General features: G+C 49.2%; 18 protein-coding genes. 9 read left to right on the forward strand and 9 right to left on the reverse strand.

The window, feature by feature from the left end:
* Positions 1-43: 43 nt before the first annotated feature.
* Positions 44-2,776: an outer membrane beta-barrel protein gene (locus U9S71_RS16920; RefSeq protein WP_326328821.1), complete on the reverse strand. Its 2,733-nt coding sequence runs from the start codon at positions 2,774-2,776 to the stop codon at positions 44-46.
* Positions 2,777-2,977: 201 nt separating this feature from the next.
* On the opposite strand from U9S71_RS16920, the gene U9S71_RS16925 reads away from it, so the two are divergent.
* A complete protein-coding gene (locus tag U9S71_RS16925; RefSeq protein WP_326328823.1) occupies positions 2,978-4,219 on the forward strand; it encodes a cysteine desulfurase in 1,242 nt (413 codons plus the stop codon).
* Between the two features lie 64 nt (positions 4,220-4,283).
* Positions 4,284-4,703: a SufE family protein gene (locus U9S71_RS16930; protein ID WP_326328825.1), complete on the forward strand. Its 420-nt coding sequence runs from the start codon at positions 4,284-4,286 to the stop codon at positions 4,701-4,703.
* A 9-nt stretch (positions 4,704-4,712) separates the two neighbouring features.
* On the opposite strand, the gene lysS is transcribed toward U9S71_RS16930, so the two are convergent.
* Positions 4,713-6,431, reverse strand: coding sequence for a lysine--tRNA ligase (gene lysS, locus U9S71_RS16935; RefSeq protein WP_326328827.1), 1,719 nt, complete (start codon positions 6,429-6,431; stop codon positions 4,713-4,715).
* 356 nt (positions 6,432-6,787) lie between these two features.
* Between lysS and U9S71_RS16940 the strand changes: the two genes are divergently transcribed.
* The 4 genes from U9S71_RS16940 to U9S71_RS16955 all read left to right on the forward strand — a co-directional run bounded on the left by U9S71_RS16940 (position 6,788) and on the right by U9S71_RS16955 (position 12,390).
* A complete protein-coding gene (locus U9S71_RS16940; RefSeq protein ID WP_326328830.1) occupies positions 6,788-7,396 on the forward strand; it encodes an RNA polymerase sigma factor in 609 nt (202 codons plus the stop codon).
* A gap of 8 nt (positions 7,397-7,404) precedes the next feature.
* Complete coding sequence (locus U9S71_RS16945) at positions 7,405-8,682, forward strand: hypothetical protein (RefSeq protein WP_326328832.1); 1,278 nt, start codon at positions 7,405-7,407, stop codon at positions 8,680-8,682.
* Between the two features lie 247 nt (positions 8,683-8,929).
* The gene (locus U9S71_RS16950) at positions 8,930-10,864 is read left to right on the forward strand and encodes a histidine kinase dimerization/phosphoacceptor domain -containing protein (RefSeq protein WP_326328834.1); all 1,935 of its coding nucleotides are present in this window, start codon (positions 8,930-8,932) and stop codon (positions 10,862-10,864) included.
* A gap of 104 nt (positions 10,865-10,968) precedes the next feature.
* Complete coding sequence (locus tag U9S71_RS16955; RefSeq protein ID WP_326328835.1) at positions 10,969-12,390, forward strand: alkaline phosphatase; 1,422 nt, start codon at positions 10,969-10,971, stop codon at positions 12,388-12,390.
* A 6-nt stretch (positions 12,391-12,396) separates the two neighbouring features.
* Here U9S71_RS16955 and U9S71_RS16960 read toward each other — a convergent pair whose 3' ends face one another.
* Complete coding sequence (locus tag U9S71_RS16960; protein ID WP_326328836.1) at positions 12,397-13,023, reverse strand: HAD family hydrolase; 627 nt, start codon at positions 13,021-13,023, stop codon at positions 12,397-12,399.
* On the reverse strand, positions 13,020-14,216 hold the full coding sequence (locus U9S71_RS16965; RefSeq protein WP_326328838.1) for a proline dehydrogenase family protein: 1,197 nt from the start codon (positions 14,214-14,216) through the stop codon (positions 13,020-13,022). Before U9S71_RS16965 ends, U9S71_RS16960 begins: the two co-directional genes overlap by 4 nt.
* An 85-nt stretch (positions 14,217-14,301) precedes the next feature.
* On the opposite strand from U9S71_RS16965, the gene U9S71_RS16970 reads away from it, so the two are divergent.
* Positions 14,302-16,212, forward strand: coding sequence for an amidophosphoribosyltransferase (locus U9S71_RS16970; protein ID WP_326328839.1), 1,911 nt, complete (start codon positions 14,302-14,304; stop codon positions 16,210-16,212).
* Here the strand turns inward: U9S71_RS16970 and U9S71_RS16975 are convergent.
* The 5 genes from U9S71_RS16975 to U9S71_RS16995 are packed head-to-tail and all read right to left on the reverse strand — an operon-like array spanning position 16,202 to position 19,812.
* The gene (locus U9S71_RS16975; RefSeq protein WP_326328840.1) at positions 16,202-17,182 is read right to left on the reverse strand and encodes a bifunctional riboflavin kinase/FAD synthetase; all 981 of its coding nucleotides are present in this window, start codon (positions 17,180-17,182) and stop codon (positions 16,202-16,204) included. The genes U9S71_RS16970 and U9S71_RS16975 overlap by 11 nt on opposite strands.
* A complete protein-coding gene (gene truB / locus U9S71_RS16980) occupies positions 17,169-17,891 on the reverse strand; it encodes a tRNA pseudouridine(55) synthase TruB (protein WP_326328841.1) in 723 nt (240 codons plus the stop codon). Before truB ends, U9S71_RS16975 begins: the two co-directional genes overlap by 14 nt.
* Positions 17,891-18,685 (reverse strand): undecaprenyl-diphosphate phosphatase, encoded by a 795-nt coding sequence (locus U9S71_RS16985; RefSeq protein ID WP_326328842.1) that lies wholly within the window; start codon positions 18,683-18,685, stop codon positions 17,891-17,893. Before U9S71_RS16985 ends, truB begins: the two co-directional genes overlap by 1 nt.
* A complete protein-coding gene (locus tag U9S71_RS16990; RefSeq protein WP_326328843.1) occupies positions 18,682-18,924 on the reverse strand; it encodes a DUF3098 domain-containing protein in 243 nt (80 codons plus the stop codon). Before U9S71_RS16990 ends, U9S71_RS16985 begins: the two co-directional genes overlap by 4 nt.
* A gap of 9 nt (positions 18,925-18,933) precedes the next feature.
* Positions 18,934-19,812, reverse strand: a complete 879-nt coding sequence (locus U9S71_RS16995; protein ID WP_326328844.1) for a cell division protein FtsX — start codon at positions 19,810-19,812, stop codon at positions 18,934-18,936.
* Positions 19,813-19,915: 103 nt separating this feature from the next.
* Between U9S71_RS16995 and leuS the strand changes: the two genes are divergently transcribed.
* Both leuS and U9S71_RS17005 read left to right on the forward strand, forming a co-directional pair.
* A complete protein-coding gene (leuS, locus tag U9S71_RS17000; RefSeq protein ID WP_326328845.1) occupies positions 19,916-22,705 on the forward strand; it encodes a leucine--tRNA ligase in 2,790 nt (929 codons plus the stop codon).
* A gap of 29 nt (positions 22,706-22,734) precedes the next feature.
* The gene (locus tag U9S71_RS17005; protein ID WP_326328847.1) at positions 22,735-24,861 is read left to right on the forward strand and encodes a S9 family peptidase; all 2,127 of its coding nucleotides are present in this window, start codon (positions 22,735-22,737) and stop codon (positions 24,859-24,861) included.
* The last annotated feature ends 46 nt before the right edge of the window (positions 24,862-24,907 follow it).

The raw sequence follows: 24,907 nt of genomic DNA on the forward strand, positions 1-24,907 counted from the left end.
GGCGCTTGCGCCAACCCTTTTATTTTTTACCGGACACTAGTGATTAATTATATAACTCTTCATAATCATCCTCGGTGGTGCCGCGTGAGAAGTAGCGGATGTTGTAGGTTAAATTTACCATAAAATAGCGCTGCAATACATTGGATTCGGCATCTTGTACGTATGTCTCCGTAATGTTCCGGTGGATATTATTGTTTTGCCCGAAAAGATCATAGACGTTGACACTGACCTCTGCCCGTTCACTTTTCAATAGTTTCTTGCCGATTGCCATGTTCACCAAAAAAGTGGTGTTATCGTATCCTTCCGACAGGCCGCTATTGAACCGGTGGTTGAGGTCGAGCCGATAAATCAGTCCCTCCCATATGATCCACTTGTAATTGACATGGCTTGATTGCGTAAAGTAATTGTTGTCAAGTGCGGGGCGCAGCGAATTTTGGACATTGTTGAACGACGAGCGGGTCCGGATATTGAAGTCGAGCCGGTCACTGATATTGCTGCTCAGCGAGAGACCGGCGCTATACCGGGTGGAATTGACGATGCTGGTCTCGTTGTTGACCATCCCGGGACTATGGCTATGGCGGATGCCACCGTGTATATTGAAATTGGAGGGCAAGAAGCGGACGGGTAAGCCATAGTGGAAATACGAGGCAATGTCCCAGTAGCCGCTAAGATTCACGGGTTGTGTAAGCTGTGCACCCCGTTCGAGTATGATGCCATTGGCTAATTCGATGGGTTCATCGGCAATGATGGTATTACTAACCACGCGGTTTGATGTCGTTGAGGAATGCAACATGGCGAAGAAGCTGCGTTCGGTTTCTGGGTTGTAACTGCGATACCGGAGCCGGAATCGGTTGCTGTACGACTGATCGAGGTCGGGGTTTCCCGTCCGCAGGTGCAGTGGGTTTGAATTGTCGATAACGCCTTGCAAATCACCGATTGAAGGTGCGTTGGTCCGCGCATCATAATCGAATTCTATTTTTTTCGAATCGGTGAATTCGTAGTCGAGCCGTACGGAGGGCAATACGCTCCTAAATGTGCGTTGTAAGGCAAATGAACTCGGGAATTCTTGGTCGTTTTTCAATTGTGCGTGTTGGAATTCGGCTTCTACCTGTACCCGGAGCTTCTCGAGGGCGTATTGGTAGCCCACTTCAGCTTCTTGCCTAAGGTAGTCGCTGTTGAAGGTATTGCTGAGGGCGGTGTCTATCCGCGTACGGTTGTCCGCTTCATCTAAGTCGTATGTCAATTGATCGGAATCGTTTCGGCTATTACTTATTTCATATTCCAGCTCCACCATGCCGTGTTTGCCTATGGGTTCCGTATAGGAGGTGCTGGCTTCCCAGGAAAATCCTTTCCGCACGCGCACGATATTTTGCCGGATAATTTTCACGCGCTCATCGGGGTCATAGAATATATTTTCCGCTTCGCGATGGGCGTCATCATCGTTTTTGTGGTTGCCAGTCGTTAATCCCAGCCGGAGGGTGCGGCCCGCCTTAGCGAAACGCCTGCTGTAATAGAGGTGGCTATTGAAATCGATATCCAAATTATCGGCGTGCCGGTGATTTTCCGTTTGGTTTATCGGGCCGATATCGTTAAGGGTCCTTCCCGAAAAAAAACTGTTGGCGTCGTCCATTTGGGCCGAAAAGTCCGGCCGGAACAGGATACGGTTGTTGCTGTCGATGTTATATTCCAGTCGCATGTTGAAGTAATGGTCCCTATTCCGCCGCGTGTTTTCGCTCGATTCGGTATAACGCTGGCCATCGTCATCGGGGAGCACATATTCCCGGAATAAGGACGACTCGCCGAAATTCTTGCGGTGGTTAAACAGGTAACTGGCATTGAGGTCCACTTTATCGTCCCAGCTATCCGTATAATTCAAACCGATCCTATTGGTGTTGATGATTCCGTTCTGGGGAAGAACAGCGCCTTGGCTATTGGGGTCGGCGGAGTAGTCTACGGCATTGATGTTGTTGGTCAGCCCGGTGATGGTGAGCCGCTGCTGTTCGTTGAATGCGTTTACACTTGCACCCACGATATAACGGTCGTTATCGCCGTAGCCTGCGGATGCTTTGCCAAAGAGCCCTTTGCGGCTGTTGGGCTTGGTAATGATGTTGATGGTTTTTAAGCGCTCTCCGTCGTCGAACCCGCTAAATTCGGCTTTGTCACTCATTTTATCGTATACCTGCACATTTTGGATGATCTCGGCGGGCAGGTTTTGCAGGGCGGCCTTGACATCCGTTCCGAAAAACGGCTTGCCATCTACCAGGATCTGCGCGACCGCCTCGCCCTGGGCCTGGAGGGTGCCGTCTTCGCCATTCATTCCCGGCATTTTTTCGATGAGGTCTTGGGCTGTTGCGTCTTTCATGGTTTGGAAGGCAGCCGCGTTGAATTGCGTGGTGTCGCCAAGTTGTTTGCCCACTGGTGGGCGTACATTGATGGTTACCTCATCAAGAAGCCGCGCATCTTCTTTCAGGTAAAGCGCACCGAGGTTGGTGTTTTTGGTCATCGCTACCGGTTCGTCTGTTGGCGCGTAGCCGAGGTATTGGAGACGGAGCACATAATCGCCCGTTTCCACTTTTTTCAAGTCAAATGAACCGTCTTGGTGGGTCAGTGTTTCATGCACCACGATAGAGTCTGTGGCATTCATGAGTAAAACGGTTACGTTGGGAAATGGCGTGTGGTCGCCAGTACTATGTACAGTGCCTTTAAGGGTGTATTGTTGAGCAAGTATGGGTTGTGAGCAAAGGACTAGCAGCACTGTATAGAGCAAGTGTCTCATTAAAAAATGTATGTTTTAGTATCTGCTATACGATGCACAAATATCAGACCGTATGGTGATTTAGCGGCCCATGTCACGGGTTCGTTATAGTAAACGGGCAAATACCCAAACGTGTCATCAACGTGTCAGTGTTTTTTTCGTAGGTTGGCGGGTGGGTCGGGTCGCTACGCATAACGAAAAAATACTCGTACATTTGCCATTATGGAACAGCCAGTCGTTTTAGAACACTTTGACATCGATCATATCAGGCAAGATTTCCCGATTCTTACCCGTACGGTAAACAATAAGCCGCTGGTGTACCTGGATAACGGCGCTACCACGCAAAAACCCAAACAGGTCATCGATGCTATTCTTGCGTATTATACGCAATTGAACAGCAATGTGCACCGTGGGGTGCACCACCTTAGCCAATTGGCGACGGATGCGTTTGAAGTGACCCGAAGGAAACTCAAACCATTCGTTTATGCGGCACATGAACATGAGATTGTCCTTACCAAAGGTACCACGGAAAGTATTAACCTGGTAGCAGCATGTTACGGCCGTGCGTTTGTGAAAGCGGGCGACGAAATCATCATCTCGGCCATGGAACACCACTCCAATATTGTGCCCTGGCAAATGTGCTGTAAAGAAAGGGGCGCTACGCTGAAGGTCATCCCGATCAATGATGCAGGCGAATTGGATATGGATGCCTATCGATCGCTGCTGAGCGATCGGACCAAGATGGTCGCCGTTACCTATGTCTCGAACGCGCTGGGTACCATAAACCCCGTGAAAGACATCATCGATTTGGCCCATGGTGTGGGTGCTCCGGTGTTACTGGATGCCGCGCAGGCCATTCAGCACCTGCCCATAGATGTGCAGGCATTGGACGTCGATTTCCTTGCGTTTTCTGGACATAAAATGTATGGCCCAACCGGGGTAGGTGTACTATATGGGAAGGAAAAATGGCTCGATGCGATGCCACCTTATCAGGGAGGAGGCGAGATGATTAAAGAGGTCACCTTTGAAAAGACAACCTACAATGAACTTCCGTTTAAGTATGAGGCGGGCACACCTAATATCGAAGCGGTTGTTTGCTTAACGCATGCCATTGATTATATCAATGCGATTGGGCTGAACCAGATTGCGCGGTATGAGCACGAGCTGCTCGAATATGCAACCCAGCGGTTGATGGAAGTCCCCGGCCTGCGTATGGTCGGTACAGCGCGGGAGAAGTCTAGTGTACTTTCATTCCTGCTGGATGGCGCTCACCCTTACGATGTGGGTGTTATTCTGGATAAGCTGGGAATAGCAGTGCGCACCGGCCATCACTGTACGCAACCGTTGATGGATCGTTTCGGTATTCCCGGTACTGTTCGCGCATCAATAGCGATGTACAACACGCAGGCAGATATTGATGCCTTGGTTGCTGGAGTTGAGCGGTCCGCAGCGATGCTGTTATAGATCGTTGGTTGTAAACACCTATCTCAATCACACATCTCATATCACATATCACATATCTCAAAAAGTGACCATAAACGAAATACAAGACGAGTTGATCGAGGATTTTTCCTTTTTTGACGACTGGATGGCGAAATACGAGTATATCATCCAGTTGGGTAAGGAGCTTCCGCTCATCGACGAACAATTTAAGAAGGACGAGTACCTGATCAAAGGGTGCCAATCAAAAGTATGGTTACATGCCGATCATCAGGCGGGGCGAGTGGGGTTCACAGCGGATAGCGACGCCATTATCACTAAAGGCCTGGTAGCATTGATGGTTAAGGTGCTCTCGGGGCACACCGCGCGGGAAATCGTAGAAAGCGACCTTTATTTTATAGACCAAATCGGTCTGCAGGAACACCTATCGCCCACCCGGGCTAATGGATTGCTATCCATGGTGAAGCAGATGAAATTGTATGCAGCGGCGTTAAACGCCCAAGCGTGATTATGCCAACTACTCAAACCACTTCAACACCTCGTCTTTGGTAGGCATGGGTATATCAAGCTTCATTTTTTTGCGTAATCCGCCCAAGTCGTTGAACACTTTATTGGGGTTAGCCGATTGAAGCGCTTCGATGGTGGTTAGGCCCATTTTTTGGAGCACGGGCACCCATTCATCGGGCACTCCTTGGGCATGGTAGTCGGCATTGCTTGCTTGTTTGACGACTTTCTCGGGGCGCATCTGCGGGAAGAACAGCACGTCTTGGATGCTTTGCTGGTTGGTCATCAGCATGGCCAAGCGGTCGATACCGATACCGATTCCCGAGGTAGGAGGCATCCCGTATTCCAAAGCCCGGAGGAAATCATAGTCAATAAACATGGCTTCATCATCGCCGCGCTCCATCAGCTTCAGTTGTTCTTCAAACCGTGCGCGTTGATCGATAGGGTCGTTCAGCTCGGTGTAGGCGTTGGCGAGTTCCTTACCGTTGATCATCAGTTCGAAACGTTCGACTAGTCCTGCTTTGCTGCGGTGTTTTTTGGTGAGCGGACTCATTTCTACCGGATAGTCGATGATGAAAGTAGGCTGTATATAGTGGTGTTCACATTTTTCGCCGAAGATTTCATCGATAAGCTTTCCTTTACCCATGCTGGTGTCTGTTGGGATACCCAGCTGCTTGCATACGTCGCGGAGGCCGACTTCGTCCATTCCGCTGACGTCAAACCCGGTGTGTTCTTTGATGGCATCGTAAATGCTGACCCGCGGATACGGTGCGGTGAACGAAATTTCTTTGTCGCCAACGGTCAAGGTCGTTGTTCCGTTGGTGGCGATGGCCACCTGTTCAAAAAGTTGTTCGGTGATTTCCATCATCCATAAGTAGTCTTTGTAAGCGACATAAAACTCCAATACGGTGAACTCGGGGTTATGGGTGCGGTCCATGCCTTCGTTGCGGAAATTGCGGCTGAATTCATATACCCATTCGTAGCCACCCACGATAAGCCGCTTGAGGTAAAGTTCATTCGCGATGCGTAAATACAAGGGGATATCTAACGCATTATGATGGGTTACGAATGGCCTTGCCGCAGCTCCTCCCGGGATGCTTTGCAATACGGGCGTGTCGACTTCGAGTGCTCCACGATCGTTTAGGAAATCGCGGATAGCGGTTTTGATTTTCGAAACTTTGACAAATGTTTCACGAACCTGCGGGTTTACCACCAGGTCTACATACCGTTGCCGGTAGCGGAACTCGGGGTCGGTGACGGCATCGAAGGTCTTACCATCGGCAGATTTCACCACGGGTAAGGGTTTCAATGATTTTGCCAACAAGGTCAATTCATTCACATGGATGGAAATCTCACCCGAATTGGTGGTGAAAACAAACCCTTTAATCCCAACGTAGTCGCCGATATCGAGTAATTTTTTGAAAACCGTGTTGTATAATGTCTTGTCCTCACCGGGGCAAAGGTCGTCGCGCTTCAGATAGGCTTGGATCCGTCCGGAAGCATCCTGCAACTCGATAAATGATGCATTACCCATCACGCGGCGGCCCATCATCCTACCGGCGATGCTGACATTTTTATAGTTGAGCTTATCGCGCTCGTAATTTGCTAAAATATCTTTGGCAGAGGCATTGATCTCGAAAGCTTCTGCAGGGTAGGGATTTATCCCCAATGCTTCGAGTTTAGCGAGTGCATCTCGGCGCTGTATTTCCTGTTCAGATAGTACGGTGTTCATCCAGTATGAAATTATGCGGCAAACTTAGATAAATTATTGATAATTTAATTGTTTTTCAATGCATCAATGAGATCGCTACGCTAAGTTATTGATGTTTTAATAATTTTCAAGGGCATCAATGAGATCGCTGCGCTAAGTTGTTTTTATGGACAAATGGTAGTTTTCATTAGAGTGATCCAACAAAATTAGCGAGTGGTGTAGCTTTTCCTGCATGCATCCCGTCTAATTGACTAGACAACGTGATATGAGCGTATTATATGGTTAATTTTTCGTGAAGCGGGCTACATACCGATGGATTTGGACGTATATTTGCAAATGTAAATTCAAAGAGCTGATCAATAGAGTGTAGCCGCGTAGTGAGTTTTAATATCCGATACTTAAAGAGGGAGCATGCGTTGTCGTTGGAAAGCGCGGTACGGCGTTGTGCCCAAAAGGGAGACGAGCGGAGCAAGGAATTCATATATAAGCAGTGCTATGGTTATGTTCGCGCCATTACGATGCGTTATGTGAAGAACGAATATGATGCCGAGGAGCTGACGAATGAGAGTTTCATGCGGGCATTCGCGAAGGTTGTTACATTTAACAGCAACGACACCGGCGAGCGTTTTGAAAAGTCGTTCCGTGCGTGGCTGGCCCGGATAGCGGTAAATATATCCATCGATTTTTTACGGGCGCAGAAGCAATTCGTTGCGTTGGATAATGTCAGTGAGGGTGAGTTTGAGCAACAACGTGTTGAAGTAACGGGCGACTTACACGTGGAAGATATCATGAAGCTTCTTCTCCAGCTACCGGAGATACAACGGACGATATTTAACTTATATGAGGTAGAAGGGTATTCGCATGAGGAAGTAGCTACCTTATTAGGTATACCCGAAAGTACATCGCGGACATACCTTACCCGGGCGAAGAAAAAGCTCAGGAAATTGTATTTGGCATCAATAGATATTACAGCGCGATATGAATAATATACAAGATGAGTGAGCGTGAAGAGCATAACGAATTAATCCACCGGCTAGCGGAGCGCCTCCGCAACCACACCGAACCCTATAAGGACGGTGCCTGGGAGCGCTTTGCGGCTACTCATAGCAAGCGTCGCCGCAAGCTATGGCCTTATTATTCGAGTGCAGCGGCGGTGCTACTTGCGGCAGTGGGCTGGTATTGGGCAGCGCAATATTTAAGCGAAACACCGCCGTTGCCCCAAATGGTGCAGCATGAGTCTGGTGCCCAGTCGGCCGACGTTGTTGAGCAAGGGGAAGAGCCAGAAGAGCTATCGGAAAGCACGGGTGCCGAAATGACGAGGATTCATCCGGCGGTGTCTGCCCCTGTGCCCGGTCCGACCACTGAACGCCACCCACGTCCGGGTGCAGTGACGCAGCCGGCCGATATTCCGGTTTATGCCGATTACCGTGAGGTTGACCAGGGTGAATCGGTTTCGCCGACTGTCTTGGCTGTCACTGCGGCCGATACCATAATAGCGGATGCTTCGGAACCACACCCGTTGGCGGTGGCGGTCGAAACAGAAGGTTCCGGAACCCGCAGTGAGCCCTATGCTGGGACGCTTCCGAAATCGGATAATGAGGTGGAAAAATGGGATTTGGGGCTCATGGTGTCACCATCACTCACCAGCGAGGCGGTTAATATCGGTGGCGGTTTTGCAGTTGCATACCACATTTCGGACAAATTTTCCATTGGTTCGGGGATATCGGTCGCCCAGCTGGGGGTAGGAGAGAATCCGAATTATCAACCTCATTATGACAATCAACTGCCCAACGATGTATCGGCTGGAGGTCCGTACTTCGACGGAAAATCGGAAATGGCACTCGATTACAAGCGGGAAGTTTCGTTGACAAGCAGCGTGGTGACCCTGGATATCCCCTTGGATATACGGTATGAAATGGCAAAGGGTTTCTACACGTCGGTAGGCGTGTCATACGTGGCTGTCCTCGATGAGCGGCGTACGGGTCATTATGTCGACCGCCTGAACAAAAATACATTTGCCAGTAGTCGCTTATCAACCGCAGATCGCCTTGCGGCGACCGAATTTGTCTATTCTTCGGAAAAAATAGCCGCGAAGCCATTACAGGGAAAAGGCTATGCGGGTTTCATGAATTTTTCCGTCGGCAAGAAACTGCCCATTTCCAGTCAACTCTTCCTGTCTATAGAGCCCTATTTCAAACTGCCTATTGGCCGGCTTTCGAAAGAGGAAATGAACTTCACCAACGGCGGGATACGGATCGTGACCGGGTTTTGACAGATTTCGCAACGGATCCATTAATTAAAGCTTTCATTTTGTTTAGTTAATCGAATCGCCTATATTTGATTTGTCTGTTTTTGGACGCCTCGGTTTTACTGCGATGATACAACCGAGCTGGATACCTAATCATCTACCGGTATATTTATTGGATTGACAAGGCGCGCTTTGAGCGAGCGGGCCGGTGTATTAGAATAGGATTCAGGTTCCTCGGTGATGTGTGGGACTGGAATTGCAAAGGCAAAAGATGGCGAAGCGTAATGGTATGTTTTTTACCCTAGGGGTCTTTTTGTTGATTGCTCAACAGGTGTCGAATGCCGCACCCCAACGTGATGAACCCCTCCAGAAGGTTGATACGGCCGTTATCAATGGTTTCTACGAGGATGCGTTCTTGACTGTTGAAGAAAATCTGCGAAAGTCAGACGACCTGATCAATAAGGCATGGAAGATGTCTATCGACATTGGTTATGACCAAGGTATTGCTGATGGATACTATTATACGGGCACGATGTACATGCGAAAGGGCGCATGGAATGTTGCAGGCCGGTATTTTGAAAAGGCGGTTTCACTTTACGCCCAAGGGCAGTTCTTGGATAACTTACCCGATTGCCACCTTCGATTGGGGCAGATTTACTTACAGGATGGCCGGTACTATACAGGGCTGCAGAATTTCCTCAGTGGCCTTCGTGTGGCAACCGATAAAGGTCAGGATATCGAACGGGTCAAGCTAAACATCGAGCTGGCCAACTATCATAACACCATATCTAAAGACTATGGGGAAGCTGTCGCCGCTCTTAACGATGCGGCAGAACTGGTGGAAGCGTCGGGTTATACGGACGCGCTGGGTTCGATCTATCTGCAGTATGGCATTAGTTACTCCGGACAACGTGATTATGACAAAGCACTGCATTATGTGGCAGCGGCCCAGCAGGAGTTCGACCTGAAATCGTCTGCGGAGTCACTTTTACGTGTGTTACTGGTTGAGGGTGATGTATACGCTGCCAACCGCGATGAGCAGCGTTTAGCCACCGTATTGGATGAAGCCGGCGCGCTCGTTGATACCGTGGGCAATGAGGGGCTGTCGATCAGTTATCAGCTTCTTTATGCCACGGAACTTTATCTCCTGGAAGATTATGATGGGGCGTTAGAGATATGTGAGCGATTATATTCCTCGCTGGATAGTGTGGATATGGGGCTGGAGCGTCACCGTATTCAGGCGCTTCACGTGAAAATAGTTTATGCTATGGGCGATAGCCAACTGGCGGACAGCCTGTTCAACGCGTATGAGTATGCAAAAGACAGCCTGTACGCGGCACATTTTATCGGCCAGGGGCGGGAGATGAGCGAAAATTATAAATTGGATAAGTTTGAGCGCCAAATCAAAGAACAGGAGCTGTTATTATCCAATACACGCTACCAACGGTACGGACTGATTGCCGGTATTGCAGTGTTACTGACCATATTGGTTATCCTTTATTTCCATTTCCGGGAGAAGGATAAATTGGCCCATCGGGTAGCCATAAAAAACACCGAAATATCCGTTCAGAACGAGGTGCTGAAACAAGCCAATAAACAGAATGAATTGCTCCTGCGTGAGATACATCACCGGGTGAAAAACAACCTCCAGATTATCAATAGCCTCCTTAGTCTGCAGTCGCGGAAAACGGCCAACCCCGACGTGATTTCCATGATGCGCGAAAGCAGCAGCCGGATTCATTCCATCGCGTTGATTCATAATAAACTATATGAACAACAAAGCATCAACCGATTGGATGTGCAAGATTATATTGAACAATTGGGGGCGCATTTGCTGAGTATTTATAATGACCATCAAAAGGAAGTACAATTCGAGGTCACTGCCCATGATGTGTTCTTGGATATCGATACGGCCATACCTGTTGGGTTGATATTGACGGAGCTAATAACCAATTCATTAAAATATGCATTCGAAGGAAGGGATGGAGGTCATATCCATGTGGATATGCAACGGGAAGGAGAAAGGGAATATGAGCTGGTTTTTAAAGACGATGGGGTAGGAGTTCCGGAGGATAAGCGCCAAAAAACGAACGAAACATTGGGGTTCCGACTGATTCACTCGTTAACGAGCCAACTTGCGGGTGTTGTCCAATATACGTTTGACGAATGCTCTATCTATCGTATCCGTTTTAAAGGCCAAGTTTAACCATTGGTTTGGTTATATCGATAAATTAATCCTGATTTTGTCGCCAATTAAGGTAATATTCTTATTTTTAGGAAATTTAAATAGTTAACCGTCAATTTCTTTCCATGAAGCGTAGAGATTTTTTCAAGAACACCGCTATTGCCGCCGCAGGCGCCGCCGTATTATCACCTTTTCACGCCGCCGCGGCAACCCGGTTCCGCGGAGGCACGGCAAATGGTTCATTAGCCGCAGGTCGTGCCAAGAATATTATTTTCATGGTTAGCGATGGTATGAGCATAGGTACATTGAGCATGGCCAACATGCTCAGCGAGCTTCGCGATGGCAAGTTGTGCACCTGGATGTCGTTATATCAGCAGGGGTTGGTGAGTCGCGGACTGATGGACACGGCTTCGGCGAATAGCTTGGTTACGGACTCCTCTGCGGCAAGCTCCTCGTGGGGCGGCGGCGTACGGGTAAATAACGGTTCATTGAACGTTGCCCCCGATGGAAGTAGGCCAGTGCCGATTCTCCAAAAATTCAAAGCCGCAGGGAAAGCCGTTGGCTGTGTCACCACCGTGCCTATTACGCACGCCACTCCGGCAGGGTTTTGTGTGAATAGCGAAAGCCGTTCCGATCAGCCGGGCATCGCTGAACAATACCTGAAGCTGGGCTTTGATGTAATGATGGGGGCAGGGACGGAGTATTTCAGTGCCGATAAGCGGAAGGATAAGCAAGATTTGTTCGCGAAGTTCGCTGCGAACGGTTATCAGGTTGCCCAGACACGGGATGAAATGTTAGCCATCGATGCCGCGTCGGCATCTGCGCCTGTTTTGGGTGTGTTTCATCAAGATGGTTTACCTTATGCGTTAGATCGCGAGCATGATGCAGCGCTTAAACAGACGACCCCGTCGCTGGCAGAAATGGTAGGGACGGCAATTCGGAGGTTAGCGAAGGACAAAAACGGTTTCGTGTTGCAGGTTGAGGGGGGGAAGGTGGACTGGGCGGCACATGCCAATGATGTTGGTGGCTTGCTTTATGACCAGTTGGCGTTCGATGAAGCATTAGCCACGGCAATCGCTTTCGCGGAAGCGGACGGCGATACCCTGGTTATCGTAACCACCGACCATGGGAATGCCAACCCTGGCTTATTTGGCTCCACGAAAAAGTTTGAACGAGTCATCGGTTTTAAACATACCAATGATTGGGTGTTGCAGGGGATTGATCGGGATTTTACGGCGAATCAGGTCCGCGAACGGATCGAACATGCGCAAGGCTATGCCATCAATGCAGACGAAGCCATCCGGTTATTGTCGCATTATGTCACCGACAGGGACGAGGAGGGACTATATAATCCGTACAAGTTGCCGTTTGCCGAATTTGCCGATATCCAACGAAGGTATACATCGGTAGGCTGGGGCAGTACCGGCCATTCGGGCGATCATGTAGAAGTGGCGGCGTATGGCCCGGGGTGTGAGCTCCTCAAACCGTTTGTTCGCAATACCGATATGCATTACTTGATGCTCAAAGCTGCAGCGGTGCCGCGATAACTACGGTTATATGATTTCGTCGATGCGTACCCAGTCCATGCCGGCGGCGATAGCACCTTGCACCCCTGGGGTACCGTCTTCGAAGACAAGGCAGTCTTGCGGTGCCACGCCGAGTTGTTTTGCTGCGCTTAAAAACGGATCAGCATAGGGCTTGCCCCGGTCGGTATCGTCGGCACAGACGAGCACCTCGATATCATTGATAAGGCCAATCACCGTCAGTGTGCGGGTTACCGTTTTGCGGCTGCCGCCGGAGACCACACCGATGCGCACCTTGCCGATGTGGTTCTTCAGGTGCTGGACAACAAATGCTATCGGTACGGTCTGTTCGATAAAGTCTTCGAAAAAGATGGTGGACTTCATCGTGGCGAACTCATTCGGAGGCACGTTGGTCTGGTATCGCTTGTTTATTTCCTGCGCGATTAACGGTGTGGGCCAGCCGGCCAGCTCGTCAATGATGGCGGTGTCGAGCGCAATACCGAATTTTGCTGCTGCTTTTTTATAGGCTGCTCTGTGTGCGTGCATATTGTCCGCAAGCGTACCGTCGCAATCGTATAAGAACGCTTTATAGTCCTTTTTCCGGCCGATTTGGGTGAGTTGATCCAATTTTTCGTGTATAGGGATAATCGTTGTCATCTTTCTGCCTTTCTTCTTCTTTTCTCTTTATCAATAAGCGACAATTCGCGGCTTGTCTGGCCGGCTACCGAGGTGTTTTCCTGTGCCCGTCGAAATAGATAAGGCATTACGGCTTTCACCGGCCCGTAGGGCATATACTTCGCCACTCGATAACCGGCAGCTGCGAGATTGAAGCTCAGGTTGTCGCTCATGCCCAACAGCTGGGCAAAATGGACGTGGGGGTGGTCGTGCGGGAGTTGGCGGTGATTTAACTCGTCAACCAATAGTTTGCTGCTGATTTCATTATGCGTGCCGGCCACGAGCCCAATCCGGTCAATGTGATCGAGGCAGAATCGAATAGCGCTGTCATAATCGCGATCTGTCGCTTCTTTGTCGGGTTGAATCGGGGATGGGTATCCGTTTTCCTGTGCACGTTCCCGTTCGATCTCCATATAAGCGCCCCGCACCAGCTTGGCTCCGAGGGAAAATCCGTCCGTTTCCGCCAGGTAATAATCGACCTGCAGCGAAGCCAGCTTGTCGTGCCGATAAAGCTGGTACGTGTTGTACACAATAGGCGTTTCACGGTTAAACAGCTGCATCATCTCTCGGGCGAGGTCATCGACGACATCCTGAATCCACGAATGTTCGGCATCGATAAGTACCTTTATCCCATTATCGTAACAACTTTGGCAAATCCGCTCGAAACGTTTCCGGATCCGTTCGTATTCCAGTTTTTCGTCGGCACTGAGTGGTTCTTTGGCATTGATTTTCTCCAGCAATTCAAAGCGGCCCACTCCGCTGGGCTTGAAGACCGCAAACGATATGTTTGGACTGGTCTTGGCACAAGCGATCGTACGGAGAATTTCTTCGCAGGTTTCATCGAGCGGGTTTTCCATGCTTTCACCTTCAACGGAGTAATCAAGGATGGTTCCTACCCGCTGGTTTGCCAGCCGATTCATGGCAGGTATACACCCGTTGATGGTCTCGCCCCCGCAGAAGTGATTGAAAATGGTTGAGCGTATGATGCCCTTAATTGGTAAACCCACCTTCAGCGCAAAGTCGGTAATCGGTTGACCGACGCGTGTCAAGAAATTATTACTCAAGATCTTAAATAGCCAATAGGCCTTGTTTAGATCACTATCGCTTTTACCCCGAAAAGCGATTTCTGTGTTTTCGAACGAAAGTTCACACAGGTGTTGTGTGTTTTGAGACATTCAGTGTGCAAATTACGGGACGAAATTACGCATAGTTGTTGTGCTTTACAAACTTGTTCGTACCTTTGCCCATTCAACGCATACAATGAGTGACGCTATTAAACATGAGTGTGGTATCGCACTAGTTCGCCTGCTAAAGCCCCTTTCATATTATCAGGAAAAATACGGTACGGCCTTATACGGCATCAATAAGTTGTACTTATTGATGGAGAAACAACATAACCGCGGACAGGACGGTGCGGGGATTGCCACGATTAAGCTCGGAGTAAAGCCCGGCAGCCGCTACATCAGCCGCTACCGTTCGATGGCATCCAATGCCGTGGCGGATATTTTCGAGTATGTGCAGCGGAAATTTGCCGCCGTGCAACGGGCCTACCCCGATCGATATCCCGACAGCCAATGGTTGAAGGAGAACGTGAGTTTTACCGGCGAAGTGCTTTTAGGGCATCTGCGGTACGGTACACACGGCAAGAATAGCATTGAAAGCTGCCATCCGTTTTTACGCCAAAACAACTGGATGACGAGAAACCTCGTTCTCGCTGGTAATTTCAATATGACCAACGTGGATGAATTGCTTGAGCAACTGTATGAGCTGGGGCAGCATCCTAAAGAAAAAGCGGACACGGTAACCGTGCTCGAAAAAATTGGCCATTTTTTGGATTCCGAAAACCAAGAGCAATTCGATAAGTTTAAACAACAAGGGTATAGCAATATTGAGATTAGCAACCTGATTGCGGAAAACCTCGATATTGCACGTATTTTACGAAAATCCGCGAAGACGTGGGATGGCGGTTACACCATTGCTGGAATCGTAGGGCATGGCGATGCATTTGTGATGCGCGATCCGGCGGGGATTAGACCGGCTTACTATTACGTCAACGACGAAGTGCTGGTGGTAACTTCTGAACGACCGGCGATACAGACTGCTTTCAATGTGAAATTTGAGGAAATTAACGAGGTGAAGCCCGGTTATGCCCTCATCGTTAAAAAAGATGGCTCCATAACGGAGGAGATGTTTAGGGAGCCGGTGGAAAAGAAATCTTGTTCTTTTGAGCGGATTTATTTCTCGCGGGGTAGCGATGCGGCGATTTACCAGGAGCGGAAATACCTGGGGCGACTGCTGTGCCCGCAGGTATTGACTGCGATCAATGGCGATATCAAGAATACCGTTTTTTCCTATATCCCGAATACGGCAGAAGTATCGTTTTATGGCATGGAAGAAGGCATAAACGAATATGTACGGACCCTGCAGAAAGAAACCCTGCTCAATCGCGCCGACAAAATTTCGGACGCGGAATTGGATGAGATGTTAAGTATCTCGCCTCGGTTTGAAAAGCTCAATATCAAAGACGCGAAGCTCCGTACGTTTATAACGCAAGATGCCGATCGGCAAGATATGGTGCAGCACGTGTACGATACGACCTATGGCATCGTCAAAGATGGGGAAGATACGATTGTTGCCATGGATGATTCCATTGTACGGGGCACAACGCTAAAGCAAAGTATTTTGACCATCCTCGACCGTTTGAATCCGAAGAAAATCATCATCGTTTCCTCGGCACCGCAAATCCGGTACCCCGACTGTTACGGCATCGATATGTCGAGGATGGGTGAATTTGTGGCTTTCGAGGCCGCTGTATCGCTACTGTATAAACATGACTTGGGGCATGTCGTAGAGGAGGTTTACCAGCAATGTTTGGCATCGTTGGAGCTTCCCAAAGAAGACGTGGAGAATTATGTAAAGGCCATTTATGCACCATTTACGGATGAAGAAATTTCCATCGAGATAGCCGCCATCATTAGGGGTGCCCATATCAATGCCGAAGTAGAAGTGATTTACCAGACCTTGGCGAACCTGCACATTGCATGTCCAGGACATAAAGGCGATTGGTATTTTTCCGGTGATTATCCAACTCCCGGGGGAAACCGTGTGGTTAACCGTGCTTACATGAATTGGGTGGAAGGGAAAAACGTGCGGGCTTATTTCAGTGCGTAAGGCCCAATAAGTCTTTAACCCGCCGCTCGTCGGTTTTCATTTGCTGGATCATTTCCTCCATGTTTTCGAACCATTGGTCGTGACGCACGAAATGAAGGAACTTTACCCGTAACGTTTCACCGTAGATGTCTTCATTGAAATCAAGTAAATGAACTTCGATACTTCTGCTTACCCCATCTACTGTAGGGCGTGTGCCGATGTATCCCATACCGTATATAACGCGTTCGGGCGGGTGGGGCACATAGGGGCCCGTTTTGAGATCTGTTGGTTCGATAATGGATGTCTCCACGGCATAAATTCCGTATGCCGGAATAAGCTTGTGGCTTTCTTGTACCTGTAAATTGGCCGTAGGGTAGCCGATACGCCGCCCTAGTTGATCGCCTCGGACCACCTTTCCCGTCAGCTGGAATGGATATCCTAGGTAGGTGTTTGCGGTATTGATATCACCTTTGATGAGGGCCTCCCGAATTTTGGTCGACGATACGGCTACATCATTGATGTCCTGTTCGGGGATTTGTTCTACAGCATAGCCATAAATTTCACTGTATTCCATCAGGTCTTTGAGTGAACCTTTGCGGTCTTTCCCGAAACGGTGGTCGTAGCCGATGATGATCTTTTTGGTGCCTATTTTGCCCACGAGTACCTCGCGGATGTACTCTTCGGGAGAAAGGTTAGAGAAATCACGTGTAAAGGGCGTGATGATAAGGTGATCTATTCCAGCATCGGCAAGGCGTTTCACCTTTTCATCGATATCGCTGATGATACGCAAGCTGTCGTCTTCGGGATGGAGGATAAGGCGGGGGTGTGGAAAGAAGGTGAGTAGGACCGTTTCGCCCTTAATGGCCTTAGCCGATTCCCGCAGGGAGCTTATGATTTTTTGATGACCCACATGTACCCCATCAAAGGTGCCAATGGTGACCACCGCATTGTCTAGCGGAATAAAATCTTCAAGGTTCCTATATATTTTCATCCGATGCTTCAAAATTAACGCCCTTTATTCGTTTCACCAAATCTGGTAATTGCCATGCATCAACTACATGGAAATCGCCGATTTTGGTCCGCCGTAGTTGGCTCAGGTGCGCCCCGTTGTTCAGTGCTTTTCCAAAATCATGTGCTAATGATCGGATATAGGTGCCTTTACTGCATACCACGCGAAATTCGACATGTGGCATGTCGATGCGCACGATTTCAAATTCGCGTATACTTACCTTACGGGGCTTAACTGCTACGGTTTCGCCGCGGCGCGCTTTCTCGTACACGCGTTCGCCATCTATCTTGATGGCCGAATGGGCTGGGGGGACCTGTTCGATATCACCCAAAAACAATTTGGTCGCTTCTTGGATCTGTTCATCGGTAATCCCTGCAAGGTCGAACCGTTGGTCTATTTCCTGCTCCAGGTCGTATGAAGGAGTGGTTGCACCCAACGTAATGATACCCGTGTAGGTTTTTTCTTGTGCTTGGAACCCATCGATCCGTTTGGTGAACTTTCCTGTACAGATCACCAGCAGGCCCGTTGCCAGCGGATCCAACGTACCCGCATGCCCCACTTTGACTTTGAGCGGCTTGATGGCGTTGCGTATCTTGTGTACCACATCGAAGCTGGTCCACCGCAGGGGTTTGTCGACCAACAGCACTTCGCCGTCGGCAAAATTAAAAGCTTGTTGTGTGGTGTGTGCCATTATAAGATTTGCAGGCTATGCCCACTAAGGAGCATGGCCATGATAATTCCGCCCACGATAATACGGTACCATCCAAATGCTTTGAAGCCGTATTTGGATACGACGCCGATGAACGATTTGATGGCAATGATGGCGACGATAAAACCAATTACGTTGCCAATGATGAGTTGGTTGATTTCTGGGCCACTTAACGCATGCCCTTCGTCGAAATAGTCTTTCAGCTTCAGTACTGTGGCACCAAACATCATGGGTACCGCCAGGAAAAAGGAGAATTCGGCCGCGGCCTTGCGGGTGAGGCTTTGTGTCATGCCGCCAACGATGGTGCTGGCCGAACGGGAAGTGCCCGGTATGAGCGCCAAACATTGAAAAAAACCAATTTTCAATGCCTGCGCGTAGGTGATTTCGTCTGAATTATCGATATGTGGTTTGTTGAACCATTTGTCTACAAATAATAAGACCACGCCACCGACGACGAGCATGATACCCACCACCATCGGGCTTTCCAATAACCCGTCGATGGTATCGCTGAATAGATAGCCAAGGATGGACGCGGGAATGGCTGCAACAACTAACTTATAATAAAAGTCGAGCGAACGGAAAAAGCGGCGGTAATACAATGCCAACACGGAGAGGATGGTTCCCAATTGGATGGCTATCGTAAACAATTTCACAAATGGGGTAGGCGATACGCCCATCAGCGCAGTTGTAATAATCATATGACCGGTGGATGATACCGGCAGAAATTCTGTGAGGCCTTCAATGATGGCCAGCACAATCACTTCAAACAACGTCATTGACTGTCCCGGTGGTTTTTAGGTTTTATTAAAATAGCGACCACTCCTAATGCAAAGCCAATGACAACGACCAAGGGCGCTAACGTGATTTTGGTGAAACTATAGATGTTTTCTGTACCAGTCATCAGGATAAAGCCAAGCGCGACAACCGCAATACTGGCCAAAAACAGTTGATAGTTCCGTTTGCCGAATACAAACGATGCTTTTTGGGGCGCTGAAGATTTTTTATAAGATGACATACGCAGTGATTATCGATATAATTCGTTGGATTTGAGCCGCAGGTATTTGCTAACGGCAAAATAGGTGCTTAGCCCCGAAATGAGGATGCCGAGGAAAGCTACGATGACAAATATGATAATAAATTCGAACCAATTGCGGAGAAATACCAATTCGGGAATCTCCCGCTGTCCTAAATGAAGGGTTAGGAGCAATAACAGGATGGCTATTAGCGCGCCCAATAGACCGTGCAGGATGCCGTACCCGAGGAATGGCCGCCTGATGAAGCCCCTGGTCGCACCGACCATCTGCATACTTTTAATCAGGAAACGCTGTGAGTAAATCGCTAAGCGAATGGTGTTGTTGATCAATGCCACAGCGATAACGAGAAGCAGTGCGGTAAAGGCCAGGATGACGATGCCGATGGTCCGGATGTTTTTGTTGACCATGTCGATCAGGGATTCCTGGTAAACCACTTCTTTAACCATCTGTTTGGCCGACACCTTTTTGATGAATGTCTCGATGCTGTCCGTATTCGCATATTCGGCTTTCATATAGATGTCTATAGACGATAGTAACGGATTGTGACCTAGAAATTCGACAAAATCTTCACCCAATTCCTTGGATAGGTTTTCTGCCGCTAGTTCTTTGCTGATATATTCCGAGCGCAATACGAAATTGTCGGATTCGAGCTCTTTTTGGTAGGCAAGTACATTCCCTTCACTCACCCCTTCGTTCATGATGATGTTGAGTACGATGTTTTCCTTTACGTAGTTGGAAAGGTTTTTCGCATGCACGAGCAATAAACCCAACATACCCGTCATCAATAATACCAATGCGATACTGATCACCGTGGATATGTAAACAGATTTCGTTTTTTTTGAGGATGTACTTACTTCATACGCTTCCATCTTCCCTTCGATTTGGAGGCGAAAATACTGATAAGATATGAGATATTGGCCATGGGATTGAGATTTTTTGTATTTTCGCGGTTCTTATTTAAATTCCGAATTAATGGATTATCAACATCGTGCGATTGAGAAAAAGTGGCAGAAATTCTGGGCGGACAACCAGACATTCCGTGTAAATAATACGTCTGAAAAGCCCAAATATTATGTGTTAGACATGTTTCCTTACCCATCGGGGGCTGGTTTGCATGTGGGCCATCCCCTTGGATACATCGCCTCCGATATCTTCGCGCGGTATAAACGGTTGAAGGGATACAACGTATTGCATCCCATGGGGTATGATTCGTTCGGCCTTCCGGCAGAGCAATATGCCATTCAGACCGGCCAACACCCGGCAGTTACAACGGCAGCCAACATCAAACGCTATCGGGAACAGTTGGATAATATTGGGTTTTCATTTGATTGGAGCCGGGAGGTGCGCACCAGCGACCCGAATTATTATCGGTGGACCCAATGGATATTCATGCAACTTTTCGACTCGTGGTATAACAGGTTGGCCGATCGGGCAGAACCGATTGACCGGTTGGTTGCGCAGTTCGAGAAGCACGGGTCTGACGGGATTAGCGCGGTTCGCGACGATGATGCCCGTTCGTTTACTGCTGACGAATGGAAAGCATTTAACACGGAAGAGCAACAGCGTGAACTGTTGAAGTACCGGTTGGCTTACCTGCGTGAAAGCACGGTAAATTGGTGTGCGGCGCTGGGTACGGTGCTGGCCAATGATGAAGTGGTCAACGGTGTTTCCGAACGGGGTGGATACCCCGTGGAGCAAAAGAAGATGATGCAGTGGAGCATGCGGATCACCGCGTATGCGGAAAGGTTGTTAAGTGGTTTGGAAACCATCGACTGGCCGGAGCCCCTCGTGGAGATGCAGCGCAACTGGATAGGCAAGAGCGTCGGCGCCAACGTACGATTCCCCGTACCCGCGCTGGGCGAAGATCGAGCCATCGAGGTGTTTACCACACGGGTAGATACCATTTATGGTGTGAATGCATTGGTCCTGGCGCCCGAGCACGAATGGGTTGGGCAACTAACCACCGAGGAATACCGTGCCGATGTAACCACCTACATTGCGCAGACCAAAAAGAAATCTGAACTCGACCGGATGGCCGACGCCCGGTCCGTATCGGGCGCGTTTACGGGGAGCCATGCCGTGCATCCACTGACCGGCAAAGAGGTGCCGATATGGATTGCTGATTACGTATTGGCGGGCTATGGTACCGGAGCCGTGATGGCCGTGCCTTCGGGCGACCAACGCGACTACCTGTTTTCCAACCATTTCAGCTTGCCCATTATCCCCATTTCAGATGCGCAGCAGTTGGATGAACAGGCAGACCCGACCAAAGCGGGGCGGTATATCAACTCGGGTATCATCAACGGGATGACCTATCACGAAGCGGTGGAAACGCTTATTGCCGAGCTGGCGTCTATCGGTGCCGGCGAAGCCACCGTGACCTACCGGATGCGCGACGCGGTGTTCGGTAGGCAGCGGTACTGGGGCGAACCTGTGCCTGTATATTTCAAGGACGGACTACCGGAGTTGATCGATAAGGGTGAGCTGCCTTTGCTGTTGCCCGAAGTGGATAAATATTTGCCTACGGAAACCGGCGAACCGCCATTGGGCCGGGCGAAAGGCTGGAAATATCAGGGCAAATTCGAATATGAGCTGAGCACAATGCCCGGTTGGGCGGGCTCCAGCTGGTATTGGTACCGCTATATGGATGCCACGAACGATCAATCGTTTGCTTCAGAAGCCGCCGTGGACTACTGGCGGGATGTGGACCTGTATATCGGTGGATCGGAACATGCCACCGGACACCTGTTATATAGCCGTTTCTGGAATAAGTTCCTCAAGGATCTGGGGCATGTACCGGAGGAAGAACCGTTCAAGAAGCTCATCAATCAGGGGATGATCCAAGGACGGAGTAGCTTTGTGTACCGTGTACTTGATAAGGATGGGAAGGGTACAAACACCTTTGTTTCTTATGGGTTGAAAGACGCATACCAAACGATAGCCCTGCATGTCGACGTGAATATCGTGAGCAACGATGTGCTCGATTTGGATAAATTCCGGCAGTTCCGGCCAGACTTCGTTGACGCCGAGTTTATCCTCGAGGATGGGAAATACGTTTGTGGACACGAGGTGGAAAAGATGTCGAAATCCAAGTATAACGTGATGAACCCGGACGACATCATTGACCAGTACGGGGCAGATACTTTACGGATGTATGAGATGTTCCTTGGCCCGTTGGAGCAAAGCAAGCCGTGGAATACCAACGGGATCGAAGGCGTTTATAAGTTCCTTCGTAAGTTTTGGAAACTATTTCATGATGCGGATGGCGGATTTGCTGTCAGTGACGGAGAGCCGGATAAGGCTGAATGGAAAGCCCTGCATAAGATCATCAAAAAGGTAGAAGATGATATCGAGCGCTTTTCTTTTAACACATCGGTTTCGTCTTTTATGATTTGCGTGAATGAGCTCACTGATCTGAAATGCAACAAGCGGGCTATCTTGCAGGAGCTATGCGTGGTATTGCACCCGTACGCACCACATATTACCGAAGAGTTGTGGACGTTGTTGGGCCATGCATCGGGTACGCTTTCGTTTGCCCAATATCCGGCTTTCAATCCCGAATACTTGGTCGAGAACGAATTTTCCTATCCCATCTCGGTCAACGGAAAAACGCGGTTGAACTTGACGTTGCCGCTTGATCTTGAGCAGGCTGATGTGGAGCGGGCGGTACTTGCCAACGAAGACGTACTGCGTTATTTGGATGGTAAGCCGGTAAGAAAAGTGGTTTACGTGAAGGGCCGGATTGTGAATGTGGTGGTTTGATAATTAGAAGGTAACCAATCTTTGCACATATGAATATGAATAGCGTATCTTTTTTTATTGTAGGGGTTCTTTTGCTGTTTATTTACAGCGTTGACGCCCAAACCAAGCGTTTAGACTTGCAACAATCCTTCGGGCAGAAGGCATCGTTGACCAAACCCATTAATCACGTACAGGGTTGGGCAGACGCCCAGCACTATATTGAGTACGATGTGCAAACAAAGCAGCGCTACCAGGTACATGTAAAAACCGGTGAACGCAGTCCTTACACACCCCCGCCTACCAGCGATGTGGAGGTTTATGTAGAAAACAACGATGTTTTCATCCGCGAAGGTTCCGACAGCCCGCGGCAACTGACACAGTCGCCCGAGGAAGAAGAGAAGAACCCCACGCTCTCGCCAGACAACCAATACGTCGCCTTCACCCGGAACAACGATCTGTACGCGGTAAGCGTTTCTGATGCCCGCGAAATACGGTATACCACGGATGCCACCGACGTTATTTACAACGGTTGGGCATCGTGGGTGTATTTTGAAGAAATTTTAGGGCGAGCATCGCGTTACCGTGCTTTTTGGTGGGCCCCGGATAGCAAAACCTTGGCGTTTATGCGGTTCGATGATACGCAGGTCCCCATGTTTCCGATATATGGATCTACTGGCCAGCACGGGTATGTGGAACAAACCCGCTATCCAAAGGCGGGCGATCCCAACCCCGAAGTGCAAGTGGGCTTCGTGCCTGTGGAAGGTGGCGATGTGGTCTGGGCCGATTTCAATGCGGAAGATGATCAGTATTTCGGACAGCCTTATTGGAGCTTCGATAGCAGCAATTTGATGGTGCAATGGATGAACCGCGACCAGACGAATCTCAAATTTTACCAGGTAGATCCAGGAACGGGTGCTAAAAAGGAAATTTACGACGAACGGCAGGACGCATGGATAGACCTTAGCCACGAGGAACGCATTACCTACCTGAAGGATAATAAGCATTATATCTTGAAGAGCGATAAGACGGGCTGGGCACATTATTACCTCTACACGCTTGATGGTACATTGGTGAATCCGATTACCCAAGGGGAATGGCAGGTTGCTGCGCTAGAACTGGTCGATGAAAAAAAAGAGGTCATCTATTTCACGGCTCGTAAGGAACATTCGGCCACGCAGGATCTTTACCGCGTTGATTACGACGGAAAGAACCTCAGGCGACTCACCTTTGGCAATTATAGCCACCAGGTAACCGTATCGCCCGATGGCAAGTATTTCATCACCACGTATTCCAATGTAAGCACACCACCCAAAATGGCGTTATTGGATAACAAAGGGAAGCTCATCAAGGAACTGTCCGATAGTCGGGCTGACGATTTTGATGACTATATCTACGCTAAAACGGAGTTCATGACCATCCCTACGCCCGATGGCTATGCACTGCCGGCAACGATCACCTGGCCGACAGATTTTGACGCGACCAAGCCCCATCCGGTTATCTTCAATATCTATGGCGGACCCGATGCGGGTTCGGTAAAGAATACCTGGAAAGGTACGGCCAACCAGTATTGGGCTAATGAAGGCATCATCCAGATCACGGTAGACCACCGGGCGTCAGGCCATTTTGGCAAGGAGGGGGTAGCGTTGATGCACCGCAAGCTCGGTTATTGGGAAATGGTGGATTATATTACCGCCGCGAAGTGGCTGAAAAGCAAGCCTTGGGTGGCCAACGATAAGCTGCTTATCACCGGGCACAGCTATGGCGGATACATGACCTGCTTGGCGCTGACGAAAGGTGCGGACTATTTCGACTACGGTATCGCCGGTGCGCCGGTAACCAGTTGGGACCTTTACGATACGCATTATACCGAGCGGTATATGGACACGCCACAGGATAACCCAGAGGGATATAAAAACGGTTCGGTGCTAACCTATGCCGACCAGTACAAAGGTGTGCTACGCATTTTGCATGGCGACATGGACGATAACGTGCACATGCAGAATACTATCCAGTTGGTTGATGCCCTCACGGACAGGGATAAGCATTTCGAGCTGATGATTTATCCGGGAAGCCGACACGGCTTTTCGCGCGAGAAATCAGCCTACGACCGGAAAGAGCGGTATCGGTTTTATTACCAATATTTATTAGAAAAACCCGTGCCTGAAGCATTACGGTAATACGTTCCGATCCGTTCCGTTTGTACAGCTGGCGATACCCACTCAA

Origin of the sequence: Parapedobacter flavus, assembly GCF_035818675.1 — a bacterium.
Classification (GTDB): domain Bacteria; phylum Bacteroidota; class Bacteroidia; order Sphingobacteriales; family Sphingobacteriaceae; genus Parapedobacter; species Parapedobacter flavus.

Excerpts from the sequence above, each read along its gene's own strand:
- U9S71_RS16920 (WP_326328821.1), bottom strand. The coding sequence starts at position 2,776 with ATGAGACACTTGCTCTATACAGTGCTGCTAGTCCTTTGCTCACAACCC.
- U9S71_RS16925 (WP_326328823.1), top strand. The coding sequence starts at position 2,978 with ATGGAACAGCCAGTCGTTTTAGAACACTTTGACATCGATCATATCAGG.
- lysS (WP_326328827.1), bottom strand. The coding sequence starts at position 6,431 with ATGAACACCGTACTATCTGAACAGGAAATACAGCGCCGAGATGCACTC.
- U9S71_RS16945 (WP_326328832.1), top strand. The coding sequence starts at position 7,405 with ATGAGTGAGCGTGAAGAGCATAACGAATTAATCCACCGGCTAGCGGAG.
- U9S71_RS16950 (WP_326328834.1), top strand. The coding sequence starts at position 8,930 with ATGGCGAAGCGTAATGGTATGTTTTTTACCCTAGGGGTCTTTTTGTTG.
- U9S71_RS16955 (WP_326328835.1), top strand. The coding sequence starts at position 10,969 with ATGAAGCGTAGAGATTTTTTCAAGAACACCGCTATTGCCGCCGCAGGC.
- U9S71_RS16960 (WP_326328836.1), bottom strand. The coding sequence starts at position 13,023 with ATGACAACGATTATCCCTATACACGAAAAATTGGATCAACTCACCCAA.
- U9S71_RS16965 (WP_326328838.1), bottom strand. The coding sequence starts at position 14,216 with ATGTCTCAAAACACACAACACCTGTGTGAACTTTCGTTCGAAAACACA.
- U9S71_RS16970 (WP_326328839.1), top strand. The coding sequence starts at position 14,302 with ATGAGTGACGCTATTAAACATGAGTGTGGTATCGCACTAGTTCGCCTG.
- U9S71_RS16975 (WP_326328840.1), bottom strand. The coding sequence starts at position 17,182 with ATGAAAATATATAGGAACCTTGAAGATTTTATTCCGCTAGACAATGCG.
- truB (WP_326328841.1), bottom strand. The coding sequence starts at position 17,891 with ATGGCACACACCACACAACAAGCTTTTAATTTTGCCGACGGCGAAGTG.
- U9S71_RS16985 (WP_326328842.1), bottom strand. The coding sequence starts at position 18,685 with ATGACGTTGTTTGAAGTGATTGTGCTGGCCATCATTGAAGGCCTCACA.
- U9S71_RS16990 (WP_326328843.1), bottom strand. The coding sequence starts at position 18,924 with ATGTCATCTTATAAAAAATCTTCAGCGCCCCAAAAAGCATCGTTTGTA.
- U9S71_RS16995 (WP_326328844.1), bottom strand. The coding sequence starts at position 19,812 with ATGGAAGCGTATGAAGTAAGTACATCCTCAAAAAAAACGAAATCTGTT.
- leuS (WP_326328845.1), top strand. The coding sequence starts at position 19,916 with ATGGATTATCAACATCGTGCGATTGAGAAAAAGTGGCAGAAATTCTGG.
- U9S71_RS17005 (WP_326328847.1), top strand. The coding sequence starts at position 22,735 with ATGAATATGAATAGCGTATCTTTTTTTATTGTAGGGGTTCTTTTGCTG.